The organism is Cupriavidus sp. 05N40 (assembly GCF_056397305.1).
Genome location: NZ_JBFTND010000089.1, coordinates 43,506 through 56,356, shown reverse-complemented (window position 1 = coordinate 56,356; position 12,851 = coordinate 43,506). Strand labels below are relative to the sequence as shown.

The window sequence follows — 12,851 nt, the reverse complement described above, 5'->3', positions numbered from 1 at the left end:
CCATGATGTCGTTGACCTGGTCGGCGTCGATGGTTTCCCACTCCATCAGCGCGGTCGTCATGGCTTCGACCTTGTCGCGGTTCTCTTCGAGCAGGCGCTTGGCCAGCGCGTACTGGTCATCGACGATGCGGCGGATCTCCGAATCGACCTTCTGCTGCGTGGCTTCCGACACGGTCTTCGAGGACATCTTGCCGAACATGCCGTCCTGCTCGGTATCCACGTAGACCATCGTGCCCAGCGTATCGCTCATGCCGAAGCGGGTGACCATGTCGCGCGCGGTCTTGGTGGCGCGCTCGAAGTCGTTGGAAGCACCGGTGCTCATGGCGTTGAGGAAAACCTCTTCCGCCGCGCGGCCGCCAAACAGGATGGCGATCTCGTCGAGCATGTTGTCCTTGTACTTCGAGTACTTGTCATGCTCCGGCAGCTGCCAGGTCACGCCCAGCGCCCAGCCGCGCGGCATGATGGTGACCTTGTGCACCGGATCCGCCTTGGGCAGCAGCTTCGCCACCACCGCATGGCCAGACTCGTGGTACGCCGTCGCGCGACGTTCTTCCTCGCGCATGACCGTGGACTTGCGCTCCGGACCCATGTAGATCTTGTCCTTGGCGTCCTCGAAGTCCTGCATGTCGACCACGCGCTTGCTGCGGCGTGCGGCAAACAGCGCGGCCTCGTTGACCAGGTTGGCCAGGTCGGCGCCCGAGAAGCCCGGCGTGCCGCGCGCGATCACCGACGCGTCGACGTCGTTGCCGATCGGCACCTTGCGCATATGGACCTTGAGGATCTGCTCGCGGCCGCGGATGTCCGGCAGGCCAACGTAGACCTGGCGGTCGAAACGGCCCGGACGCAGCAGCGCCTTGTCCAGCACGTCGGAACGGTTGGTCGCGGCGATCACGATCACGCCGGAGTTGGCCTCGAAGCCGTCCATCTCGACCAGCATCTGGTTGAGAGTCTGCTCGCGCTCGTCGTTGCCGCCGCCCATGCCGGCGCCGCGATGACGGCCGACCGCGTCGATTTCATCGATGAACACGATGCAGGGTGCCTGCTTCTTGGCGTTCTCGAACATGTCGCGCACGCGGGCCGCGCCCACGCCGACGAACATTTCAACGAAGTCCGAACCGGAGATGCTGAAGAACGGCACCTTGGCCTCGCCGGCGATGGCGCGCGCCAGCAGCGTCTTGCCGGTGCCCGGAGGGCCGACCAGCAGCACGCCGCGCGGGATGCGCCCGCCCAGCTTCTGGAATTTCTGGGGATCCTTGAGGAAGTCCACCAGCTCGACCACTTCTTCCTTGGATTCGTCGCAGCCGGCGACGTCCTGGAAAGTGACCGCGTTCTGGTTTTCGTCGATCAGGCGCGCACGCGATTTGCCGAAGGAGAAGGCGCCGCCTTTGCCGCCGCCCTGCATCTGCCGCATCATGTAGAACCAGAACACGATGATCAGCAGGGTCGGCCCGAGGTAGTACAGGGCCTGCACCAGCACGTTGGGTTCGTCGTCGGCCTTGCCGGTCACCTGGACACCGTACTTCATCAGGTCGCCGACCATCCAGATGTCGCCCGGCGAGATGATGGTGTACTTCTGCCCTTCCTTGGGCGTGACCACCAGATTACGGCCTTGCACGTCGACGCGGCCCACCTTGCCGTTCTTGGCATCATCCATGAACTGCGAATAGGTGACGCCTTCCTGCGCGCGGGGCTTGTCGAACTGCTTGAAGACGGTAAACAACACCAGCGCGATCACGAGCCAGATTGCCGCCTTTTGAAACAGGTTGTTATTCAAGGCCAAACTCCTTTACGAACGCCTTGCCAACGGGATAGCTGCATTGTAATGCAGCGCCCGGTGTCGGGGGAAAAAGCAAACTCATCGAAGCGATAGGCCCGCTTTACGGGCCCGCCCCACCTTCCCGCCTCATTCCGCCGACTTGAGGTAACGCCCAAGTATGAAGGTCTCGGAAGACTTGTCGCGCGACGCCTTGGGCTTGCGTTTGGCGACCACCTTGAACTGGCGCTTGAACTTCTCCACGATCTGGCTATACCCGCTGCCATGGAAACACTTTACCAGCAATGAGCCTTCGGGCTTCAAATGGGCCTGGGCAAATTCCAGCGCGAGCTCGCACAGGTACTCGATGCGCGCGGCATCCGCGAAGGCCACACCCGACAGATTGGGGGCCATATCGGACAAAACAAGGTCGATTTTCGCCCCGCCGGAGGCTGCCAGCACGATTTCTTCCAATTGTCGGAAGACCGGCTCTTCGCGGAAGTCGCCCTGGATGAAAGTGACGTCGGCGACCGCCTCCATCGGCAGGATATCGATTGCCACCACGGCGCCGTCGATGCCGCCGTCCTTGACGCGCGGCGAGGCCGCCAGCTTGTTGCGCGCGTACTGGCTCCAGCTGCCCGGCGCGGCGCCGAGGTCGACGATGACCTGGCCGGGCCGGATCAGCTTGTCCTGCTCGTCGATCTCCTTGAGCTTGTACGCTGCGCGGGCACGGTAGCCCTCGCGCTGCGCCATCTTCACGTAGGGATCGTTGATATGGTCGTGCAGCCACGACTGGTTGAATTTGTTCTTGGCCATTTGCCTGAAACTTGCCTGAGACTTGCGTAAAGCGCCTGTAGCGCATGACGCCTGATCGGAAAAGCTTGCCAGCGGCCGGTCAACCCGGTGCCCGACAGGCGTTTTTCACTCGTTTTGATGATTTTGCAGCCCGACCGCGCCAGTTTGACGGATAATACGCGCCGATTCGCTTTTTCGGCACTTCGGTGCCCTGCTTTGCGCACCTGGCTGCGCGCCCGTTTGCGCCAATTTGCGCCCTCGCCTGCGCTTTACTTATGCCCGCTCTTCAACTCATTCCAGCCCAGCGCTCCGAACTCCGCTCCCGCGCCCATGGCCTCAATCCGGTCGTGATGATCGGTGCGGACGGCCTGACGCGTGCCGTCCTGGCGGAAATCGACCGCAGCCTGGCCTCGCACGACCTGATCAAGATCCGCGTGTTCGGCGACGACCGCGAGAACCGCCTCGCCATCTACGAAGCCATTTGCGAGGATCTCGACGCGGCCCCGATCCAGCACATCGGCAAGCTGCTGGTGGTATGGCGCCCCGGCCCGGCCACCCTCAAGGAAAACCGCCCGCAGGAACTTGGCCGGCTGGCACCCCGCGGAGGCGCCGCGCCGCGCACCGTGACCGTCAGGAAGCCTAGCGCCGCACCCAATCGCCGCCCCAAGCGCTCGCAAGTGACGGTGCTGGGCAATGAACGCGTGACCGCCGGCGGCAACGTCAAGCGCGCTCGCGTGCGCCCGACCAGCCAGAAGAAGAAGGCGCTCGACTGAGCACCCGCCCGGCGCGCCCGCGCGCCGGTCCGGCAGCGGCGGGGCATTGCTGCCCGCCGCGGACCCAGGCCGCGGACCTGAACATTCCGCCCGCACCCCCTGCCCGCAYCCCGTTTCCTCCAGCCTGGCCAGGTCTTGGCCCGGCCCCGGCCATGCCCGGGCTTATTCGCCCGCGGAGCGCGGCGCGGCCGCGCGCCACACCATGACCAGCGCAAGCAGGCTCTGCACCAGGTAGATCACGCTCGACACGCCATGCAGCATGCCGAACTGGCCTTTGTACGGCGATTCCGACACACCCACGCCGAGCGCGGATGCCTTGTCCTTCAGGTTTTCCATGAAAGGCTGGATGCCGAAATAGCCGGCGAGCACGCATAGCAGCATGCCCAGCACCAGCCAGCGCAGGCCACGGTAGCGGCCCGCGCCGCGGCGGATCATCAGGTTGCACAGCGCCAGCTGCAGCACCCCCACCACCACACCCAGAATGGCCTCGGTCCTGAACAGCTGGCCGGCGATCAGGCCGGCGGTTTCGCGGCTGGGCAGCACCGAAAACAGCGTCGGGGCCACCATGTAGCCCACGGTCCACAGGCTGCCGGCCCACACCACGGTGAGCAGGAGGAAAATCCGGTGCGGCAGCGGCGGCAGGCTGGAATAGGAGGAAGAGAACACGAAGCCTCGTTCAGTCGTTCAGATATAGCGAACCGTGATGACTTCGTACTCGCGCTCGCCGCCAGGGGCCAGCACGATCGCCACGTCGCCTTCGAACTTGCCGATCAGGGCGCGCGCGATGGGCGAGCTGACCGAGATCTTGCCACTGTCGAGGTCGGCCTCGTCGTCGCCGACGATCTGGTAGCTCACCGGCTTGCCGGACTCCAGGTCTTCGAGGTCCACAGTGGCGCCGAACACGATGCGGCCGTCGGTGTCGAGCTGGGTCGGGTCGATGACCTGGGCAGCCGACAGCTTGGACTCCACTTCCAGGATGCGGCCTTCGATAAAGGCCTGCTTTTCCTTGGCGGCGTCGTATTCCGCGTTCTCCGAGAGGTCGCCTTGCGCACGCGCTTCGGAAATGGCGTTGATCACGGCGGGACGCTCGACCGCCTTCAGGCGCTGCAGCTCYTCTTTCAGCAATTCAGCGCCACGCTTGGTAATCGGAATCGTGCTCATGTCTTTCGTTCTGCAAAAAAATGAGCCGCAGCGGAGCGGGAACCATGCCCCGGCCATATGCCCGGGCACTTCCGCTCAACCGCGGCTTTTCAGGTTGTTCTCAGAGTGGTTCGTCGGTCTGACCGACCAGATTGCCGTAGTTTAGGCCAAGACGGCCGCCCGCAGCAACTGCGGGCGGCCAGGCAGCCGGGCAACCGGAAGGGCCGGAAGGCCCGACGATCAGGCCAGCGAGGCGTGCAGGCCTTGCAGGTCATAGACCTCCAGGCGCTGCATGTGCTTGAGACCCTCCACCGCGGCGCGCGCGCCGGCCATGGTGGTGTAGTACGGCACCCGGTTGGCCAGGGCCGAGATACGGATCGAGCGCGAGTCGGCGATGGCGGTGCGGGTTTCGTCCACGGTGGTGAACACCAGCGCCAGTTCGCCGTTCTTGATCATGTCGACGATGTGCGGACGACCGTCCTTCACCTTGTTGACCACGCGCACCGGAATGCCGGCCGCTTCGATCGCCGAGGCGGTGCCGCGCGTGGCCACCAGGGGGTAGCCCATGTCGTGCAGCATGCGCGCCACGCTCACGGCGTGCGGCTTGTCGCTGTCCTTCACGGTCAGCAGCACGGTGCCCTTCTCCGGCAGGCGCGAACCGGCGGCGAGCTGGCTCTTGAAGAGCGCCTCGCCGAAGGTCTTGCCCACGCCCATCACTTCGCCGGTGGAACGCATCTCGGGTCCGAGCACCGGGTCCACGCCGGGGAACTTGTTGAACGGGAACACCGCTTCCTTGACGCTGAAGTACGGCGGCACCACTTCATCATGGATACCCTGCGAGTCCAGCGACTGGCCGGCCATGCAGCGCGCGGCGATCTTCGCCAGCGACAGGCCGGTGGCCTTGGACACGTACGGCACCGTGCGCGAGGCACGCGGATTCACTTCCAGCACGTAGACCACGTCTTCGCCGTTGGTCTGCTGGATGGCGAACTGCACGTTCATCAGGCCGATCACGTTGAGGGCCTTCGCCATCGCGGCGGTCTGGCGCTTGAGCTCGTCCACGGTGGCCTGGGCCAGCGAGTACGGCGGCAGCGAGCAGGCCGAATCGCCCGAGTGCACGCCGGCCTGCTCGATGTGTTCCATCACGCCGCCGATGAACACGCGCTGGCCGTCGCTCAGGGCGTCGACGTCGCACTCGATGGCGTCGTTGAGGAAGCGGTCCAGCAGCACCGGGGAGTCGTGCGAGACCTTGACGGCCTCGCGCATGTAGCGCTCGAGGTCGCGCGGCTCATGCACGATTTCCATGGCGCGGCCGCCCAGCACGTAGGACGGGCGCACCACCAGCGGGTAGCCGATTTCCTCGGCCAGGCGCAGCGCTTCGTCCTCGGCACGCGCGGTGCGGTTGGGCGGCTGGCGCAGGCCGAGTGCCTGCAGCAGCTTCTGGAAGCGCTCGCGGTCTTCGGCCGCGTCGATCATGTCGGGGCTGGTGCCGATGATGGGCACGCCGTTGGCTTCCAGGTCCAGCGCCAGCTTCAGCGGGGTCTGGCCGCCGTACTGCACGATCACGCCGACCGGCTTTTCCTTGTCGACGACTTCCAGCACGTCTTCCAGCGTCAGCGGCTCGAAGTACAGGCGGTCCGAGGTGTCGTAGTCGGTCGACACGGTTTCCGGGTTGCAGTTGACCATGATGGTCTCGTACCCGTCTTCGCGCAGCGCCAGCGCGGCGTGCACGCAGCAGTAGTCGAACTCGATGCCCTGGCCGATCCGGTTCGGGCCGCCACCCAGCACCATGATCTTCTTGTTGTTGGTCGGCTGCGCCTCGCACTCGCCATGCTCGGCCTCGTAGGTGCCGTACATGTATGCGGTGTTGGTGGCGAACTCGGCCGCGCAGGTATCCACGCGCTTGTAGACCGGGCGCACGCCGGCGGCGTGGCGCGCGGCGCGCACTTCGGCCGGCTTGGCGCCGAGCAGCTTGGCCAGGCGGCGATCGGAGAAGCCCTTCTGCTTCAGGTGGCGCAACTCGACCGCCGACAGGCTATCGAGCTTGCGCGCCTTGACCAGGGTCTCGGTCCTGACGATGTCTTCGATCTGGGCCAGGAACCACGGGTCGATGGAGGTCTCGGCGTGCACTTCTTCCAGCGACATGCCGATGCGGAAGGCGTCGCCCACGTACCAGATGCGGTCCGGGCCGGCCTCGCCGATTTCCTCGACGATCTCGTCGCGGTCGGTGGACTTGTCGTCCAGGCCGTCCACGCCCACTTCCAGGCCGCGCAGCGCCTTCTGGAACGATTCCTGGAAGGTGCGGCCCATGGCCATCACCTCGCCCACCGACTTCATCTGCGTGGTGAGGTGGCTGTCGGCCTGAGGGAATTTCTCGAAGGCGAAACGCGGCACCTTGGTGACCACGTAGTCGATCGACGGCTCGAACGACGCCGGGGTCTGGCCGCCGGTGATCTCGTTCTTCAGCTCGTCCAGCGTGTAGCCCACCGCCAGCTTGGCGGCGACCTTGGCGATCGGGAAGCCGGTGGCCTTGGAGGCCAGCGCCGACGAACGCGACACGCGCGGGTTCATCTCGATCACGATCATGCGGCCGTCGGCCGGGTTGATCGAGAACTGCACGTTGGAGCCGCCGGTGTCCACGCCGATCTCGCGCAGCACGGCCAGCGAGGCGTTGCGCAGGATCTGGTATTCCTTGTCGGTCAGGGTCTGCGCCGGGGCCACGGTGATCGAGTCGCCGGTGTGGATGCCCATCGGGTCCAGGTTCTCGATCGAGCAGATGATGATGCAGTTGTCCGCCTTGTCGCGGACCACTTCCATCTCATACTCTTTCCAGCCCAGCAGCGATTCTTCGATCAGCAGCTCGCGGGTCGGCGAGAGATCCAGGCCGCGCTTGCAGATTTCCTCGAACTCTTCGCGGTTGTAGGCGATGCCGCCGCCGGAGCCGCCCAGCGTGAACGACGGGCGGATCACGATCGGGTAGCCGCCGGTGTCGGTTTCCTTGGCAATCTGCGACTGCACCGCCAGCGCTTCTTCCATCGAGTGGGCGATGCCGGACTTGGCCGAGCCCAGCCCGATCTTGGTCATCGCTTCCTTGAACTTCTGGCGGTCCTCGGCCTTGTCGATGGCTTCGGGCGACGCGCCGATCAGTTCCACCTTGTACTTGTCCAGCACGCCGTGGCGATGCAGGTCCAGCGCGCAGTTCAGCGCGGTCTGGCCGCCCATGGTCGGCAGGATGGCGTCCGGGCGTTCTTTCTCGATGATGCGCTCGACCACTTCCCAGGTAATCGGCTCGATGTAGGTCACGTCGGCCGTATTCGGGTCGGTCATGATCGTGGCCGGATTGGAGTTGACCAGGATGACCTTGAAGCCTTCCTCGCGCAGCGCCTTGCAGGCCTGGGCGCCGGAATAGTCGAACTCGCACGCCTGCCCGATGATGATGGGGCCGGCGCCGATGATCAGGATGCTCTTAATGTCTGTGCGCTTTGGCATTGCACGCTCTCTTTGTTGGCCGGCCCGCGCATTCGCGCGCACCGCACCGGATATCAGGATTCGAATCAGTTCAGGGTGGCTGTCGCCAGCTTGGCGCCGAAGCCGATGAACATGGCGCCCACGCCGCTGGCCATGCCGGCCGACAAGCGCCGGCGCCGGCGGAACATCTCGGCCAGCCTGGCGCCCGCAAGGATGAGCGCGGTGAGGTAGGCGAAGCTGAACACCTGGCAAACCAGCCCCAGCACGGCGAACGACAGCGCCGGCTGGCCGAACTGCGGATCGACGAACTGGATGAAGAAGGAGATGAAGAACAGGATGGCCTTGGGGTTGAGCAGGCTCACCACCAAGGCCTTGCGGAACGGGCTGGCGACACGGTCGGCCGGCGCGGCTGCGGGCACCCCTGCCACGCTACCGCGCGCCGACCAGCTGCGCAGCGCGCCGCGCAGCATCTGGAAGYCGATCCAGCCCAGGTAGGCCGCGCCGACATACTTCACCGCGTAGAACAAGGCCGGGCTGGCCTTCAGCAGCGAGGCCACGCCCGCCGCCGACAGCACCATCAGGATGGCATCGCCCAGGAATACGCCACAGGCGCCCTTGTAGCCTTCGCGCACGCCGCGCTGGGCGGCGATCGACAGCACGTACATCGAATTCGGCCCCGGCAGCAGCACGATGAAGATCGTGCCGAGCACAAAGGTCCAGAAATCGGTGATGCCGAGCGTTGCGTGCATGAAGGCGTTCATGGGATCGTCCTGACTGTCTTCGTTTCTTCTTCGGGGCGCGGTGCGCTTACTTGCGTGCGTCCGCCATCATCTTGGTGAAGCGGTCGAACAGGTAAGCCACGTCGTTCGGACCGGGCGAGGCTTCCGGGTGGCCCTGGAAGCAGAAAGCCGGCTTGTCGGTCAGCGCGAAGCCCTGCAGCGAACCGTCGAACAGCGACACGTGCGTGGTGCGCACGTTGGCCGGCAGCGTGGCGGCGTCCACGGCAAAGCCGTGGTTCTGCGAAGTGATCACCACGCGGCCGTCGTCCAGGTCCTTGACCGGGTGGTTGGCGCCGTGGTGGCCGAACTTCATCTTGAGCGTCTTCGCGCCCACGGCCAGGGCCATGATCTGGTGGCCCAGGCAGATGCCGAAGGTGGGGATGCCGCGCGCGATGAACTCGCGCGTGGCGGCGACGGCGTAGTCGCACGGTTCCGGGTCGCCGGGGCCGTTGGACAGGAAGATGCCGTCCGGATTGAGCGCGAGGGCGTCCGCGGCGCTGGCCTGCGCCGGCAGCACGGTCACCTTGCAGCCGCGCTGGGCCAGCATGCGCAGGATATTGAACTTGACGCCGTAGTCATAGGCGACCACGTGGAACTGCGGCTTGTCCTGCTTGCCGTAGCCTTCGCCGAGCTTCCACTCGGACTGGGTCCACTCGAACGGCTCCTTGACCGACACCACCTTGGCCAGGTCCATGCCGGCCAGGCCGGGGAACGAGCGGGCCAGGTCGATGGCTTTCTGCACATTGTCCTCGCCGGCCAGGATGCAGCCGTTCTGCGCGCCCTTCTCGCGCAGGATGCGGGTCAGCTTGCGGGTATCGATGCCGGCGATCGCGACGACCTTTTCCTGCTTCAGGTAGTGCGCGAGCGTGTGCTCCTTGCGGAAGCTGGAGGCCAGAATCGGCAGATCCTTGATGATCAGGCCGGCGGCATGGACTTTCGTTGCTTCGACATCCTCGGTATTGACGCCGTAATTGCCGATATGCGGATACGTCAGCGTGACGATTTGCCGCGAATAGCTCGGGTCGGTAAGGATTTCCTGGTAACCGGTGATGGCGGTGTTGAACACCACTTCGCCAATGGTATGACCGGAAGCGCCGATGGAATAGCCACGAAAGACCGTGCCGTCTGCAAGCGCGAGAATGGCGGACGGAAAAGACGGTAACACGGGTAGGCTCCTGCTGGATTCACCCCGTGACCGACCAGCTCAACGCCTCGTGCCCCGTTGTCCGGCGTGGTGGCAGGCATGGCGCTGGGCGCGATGCCTGCCACCCGGACCGTTCGCCAGGCGCTCGAAACGCCACACAGAATCATGCGGCGGAGCCAGGGCGAAATGGGGGCGGCGGAAGGTGGAATTCGGTAGGCGCTAGGGTGATGGGGTTCTGAAAGCGAAACTTTCGGATTATACCCCGCCGCACCCATTTTCTCAAGTTATCAAGGACTTGCGGGCGCATCGGGAGCTTTCGCCCGCCTTGCCCCGCCGCCCCGGGAGCCGCGCTGGTGGCCTTACGCGGCTGGAGGCACTACCGCCGTGACCTCTATTTCCACCTTGGCGCGGGACTCCACCAGGTCGGCCACTTCCACCGCCGTCATGGCCGGGAAATGACGTCCGATGGTGGCGCGATAATGCTCGCCGATGGCGCGATAGGCACTCACGTAGGCTTCCTTGTCCTTCACATACCAGGTCATGCGCACGATGTGATCGGGGCGCGCCCCGCCCTCGGCCAGCACCGCCACCACGTTGCGCAGGGCTTGCCCCACCTGCTCCGCGAAATCGTCGGTCTCGAACTCGCACTTGCCGTTCCAGCCGATCTGGCCGCCGACGAAGAGCAGGCGGCTGCCCACCTGCATTTCGGTCATCACGCCATTGGCGTAGCCGCGCGGCGGCGCCCAGTCTGGTGGTTGCAGAATCTTCATGATCGGTCATCCCGTTGCTTGTGTTTTTGATTTCCCTGACGGCGGCCCCGGCGGGGCGCAGCCATCAGCTTCCGGCTGCGTCGTGGGGCATGCCGGCCTGCATGCTGCCGGCCTCGCCCGGGGGCAGCACAAAGCGCTCCATCTGCGCGCGCACCGCCGGTGGCAGCGCGCGCGGCACCAGTTCGCCGGCATCGACGCAGACCAGCCGCTGCGCCACTTCCAGCCGCGTATCGCCATCGGGCCCGCAAAAGCGCACCAGCAGGGAGAAGCTGCTGCGCCCCAGATGCGTCACGCGCAATTCCCGGCGCAGCACTTCGTCGAGCCGGCTCGGCGCCACGAACCGGCACGACAGCGCGGCCGTGGGCACCCCCGCCTGCCCGGCGCCGTGCATCTCGCCGAAGGGCCAGCCCAGCGCCTCGCGGAACCAGTCCTCGACCAGGTCGTTGAGCATCTCGAAGTAGCGCGGGAAGAACACGATGCCCGCGGCATCGCAGTCCTTGAAGCGCACGCGGCGCAGGCTGGCGAAGACCTCGCTCACGGCTGCCTCCCGCCGCCCGCTCCTTGCTGCTCCGCCATCTGGCGCAGGCGGAAGCGCTGCAGCTTGCCGGTCTCGGTGCGCGGCAGCGCATCCACGAAGATCACGCGCCGCGGATACTTGTAAGGCGCGATCTCGGCCTTGACGTAGGCCTGCAGCGCGGCGCTGGTCGCCTCGCTGGCAGGCACGCCGGGGCGCAGCACCACATAGGCCGCGACCACCTGGCCGCGCTCGGCATCGGCCATGCCCACCACGCCGCACTCGGCCACCGCCTCGTGCCGCATCAGCGCGCTCTCCACTTCGGGGCCGGCAATGTTATAGCCTGCCGAGACGATCATGTCGTCGGAGCGCGCCTGGTAGTAGTAATAGCCATCGGCGTCGGCCATGAAGGTGTCGCCCGGCAGGTTCCAGCCGTCCCTCACATAGGCAGACTGGCGCGGGTCGTCCAGGTAGCGGCAGCCGGTGGGTCCGCGCACCGCCAGCTTGCCGACGGTGCCGGGCGGCACCGCCTGCATCGCATCGTCGACGATGCAGGCGATATAGCCCGGGACCACCTTGCCGATCGAGCCCGGCCGCACATCCGCGCCGGCGCTGGAGATGAAGATATGCATCATCTCCGTGCCGCCGATGCCGTCGGTCATCTCGATCCCGGTGGCCGCCTTCCAGCTCTGGCGCGTGGCGTCGGGCAGCGCCYCGCCGGCCGACACGCTCTTCTTCAGGCTGGAAATATCGTAGCCCGGCGCCAGCGCCGCCATCTGCCGGTAGAAGGTCGGCGCGGTGAAGACGATGGTGGCACGCCATGCCTGGATCAGTGCCAGCAGGCTGTCCGGCGCGAGGCGCTCGGCCAGCGCCGTGGACGCCCCCACCCGCAGCGGGAAGCACAGCATGCCTCCCAGGCCGAAGGTAAAGGCCAGCGGCGGCGTGCCGCAGAAAATGTCGTCGGGGCCGGGCTTGAGCACGTGGCGCGGAAACAGGTCGCACATGGCGATCACATCGCGGTGAAAGTGCACCGTGCCCTTGGGCTGGCCCGTGGTGCCGCTGGTGAAGGCGATCAGGCAGATGTCGTCGGCCGCGGTGTCGCAGGCCGCGTACGCATCCGGCTTGCCGGCCATGGCCGCTTCCACCGAGCCCGCGCCGCTGCCGTTGAAATACAGCACCTGCGCCAGGCTCGGGCAATGCTGCTCGGTTCCGGCGACCAGGTTGGCATCGAGCTCTTCGCGCAGCCGTTCGTCGCACAGCGCCGCGCTGACCTGGGCGCGGTCGATCACCTGCTTGAGTTCCTTGGCACGCAGCAGCGGCATGGTCGGCACGGCGATCAGGCCGGCCTTGACCACCGCCAGCCAGCATGCCGCCATCATCAGGTTGTTGGGCCCGCGCAGCAGCACGCGGTTGCCCGGCACCAGCTTCATGTCGCCGGTGAGCACGTGGGCGATGCGGTTCGACAGCGCGGCCAGATCCGCATAGGTGACGGCGCGCTGCGCGCCGTCCTGTTCGTAACGGATGGCCACGCGCTCCCCGCGCCCTTCGCGCACGTGGCGCTCGACCAGTTCCAGCGCGCAGTTCATGCGCCCGGGGTATTGCGTGTCCTCGTTGAACAGCAGTTCCGGCCACTGCGCCGGGGGCGGCAGCCGGTCGCGTGCAAAGGTATCGAGGTGGGCAGTGCTCGCCATGATTGTCTCCGCTTCCTTCATTCT

The 12,851-nt window shown here is 65.9% G+C and carries 11 protein-coding genes; 1 reads left to right on the top strand and 10 read right to left on the bottom strand.

The genetic code is table 11. The annotated features are described in order from the left end of the window. Both ftsH and AC1DO7_RS21275 read right to left on the bottom strand, forming a co-directional pair. A partial coding sequence (gene ftsH, locus AC1DO7_RS21280) for an ATP-dependent zinc metalloprotease FtsH (RefSeq protein WP_477116535.1) occupies positions 1-1,774 on the bottom strand: 1,774 nt, incomplete at its 3' end. A 129-nt stretch (positions 1,775-1,903) separates the two neighbouring features. Continuing rightward, positions 1,904-2,569, bottom strand: coding sequence for an RlmE family RNA methyltransferase (locus tag AC1DO7_RS21275; RefSeq protein WP_441618274.1), 666 nt, complete (start codon positions 2,567-2,569; stop codon positions 1,904-1,906). A gap of 254 nt (positions 2,570-2,823) precedes the next feature. On the opposite strand from AC1DO7_RS21275, the gene AC1DO7_RS21270 reads away from it, so the two are divergent. Further along, on the top strand, positions 2,824-3,321 hold the full coding sequence (locus AC1DO7_RS21270) for a YhbY family RNA-binding protein (RefSeq protein ID WP_441618272.1): 498 nt from the start codon (positions 2,824-2,826) through the stop codon (positions 3,319-3,321). A gap of 162 nt (positions 3,322-3,483) precedes the next feature. Here the strand turns inward: AC1DO7_RS21270 and AC1DO7_RS21265 are convergent, their stop codons facing one another. The 8 genes from AC1DO7_RS21265 to AC1DO7_RS21230 form a co-directional block, all read right to left on the bottom strand. Continuing rightward, the gene (locus AC1DO7_RS21265; protein ID WP_441618270.1) at positions 3,484-3,987 is read right to left on the bottom strand and encodes a DUF4149 domain-containing protein; all 504 of its coding nucleotides are present in this window, start codon (positions 3,985-3,987) and stop codon (positions 3,484-3,486) included. 18 nt (positions 3,988-4,005) lie between these two features. After that, positions 4,006-4,482, bottom strand: coding sequence for a transcription elongation factor GreA (greA, locus tag AC1DO7_RS21260; protein WP_441618268.1), 477 nt, complete (start codon positions 4,480-4,482; stop codon positions 4,006-4,008). A gap of 219 nt (positions 4,483-4,701) precedes the next feature. Beyond that, on the bottom strand, positions 4,702-7,950 hold the full coding sequence (carB, locus tag AC1DO7_RS21255) for a carbamoyl-phosphate synthase large subunit (protein WP_441618266.1): 3,249 nt from the start codon (positions 7,948-7,950) through the stop codon (positions 4,702-4,704). Positions 7,951-8,015: 65 nt separating this feature from the next. After that, complete coding sequence (gene leuE, locus AC1DO7_RS21250) at positions 8,016-8,690, bottom strand: leucine efflux protein LeuE (protein WP_477116534.1); 675 nt, start codon at positions 8,688-8,690, stop codon at positions 8,016-8,018. Between the two features lie 46 nt (positions 8,691-8,736). Further along, positions 8,737-9,873, bottom strand: coding sequence for a glutamine-hydrolyzing carbamoyl-phosphate synthase small subunit (gene carA, locus AC1DO7_RS21245; protein WP_441618263.1), 1,137 nt, complete (start codon positions 9,871-9,873; stop codon positions 8,737-8,739). 338 nt (positions 9,874-10,211) lie between these two features. Beyond that, a complete protein-coding gene (locus AC1DO7_RS21240; protein WP_441618261.1) occupies positions 10,212-10,622 on the bottom strand; it encodes a RidA family protein in 411 nt (136 codons plus the stop codon). A gap of 64 nt (positions 10,623-10,686) precedes the next feature. Further along, the gene (locus AC1DO7_RS21235) at positions 10,687-11,160 is read right to left on the bottom strand and encodes an acyl-CoA thioesterase (protein ID WP_441618259.1); all 474 of its coding nucleotides are present in this window, start codon (positions 11,158-11,160) and stop codon (positions 10,687-10,689) included. Beyond that, positions 11,157-12,827: an AMP-binding protein gene (locus AC1DO7_RS21230; protein ID WP_477116533.1), complete on the bottom strand. Its 1,671-nt coding sequence runs from the start codon at positions 12,825-12,827 to the stop codon at positions 11,157-11,159. The genes AC1DO7_RS21235 and AC1DO7_RS21230 overlap by 4 nt, the downstream gene beginning before the upstream one ends. Positions 12,828-12,851: the final 24 nt, after the last annotated feature.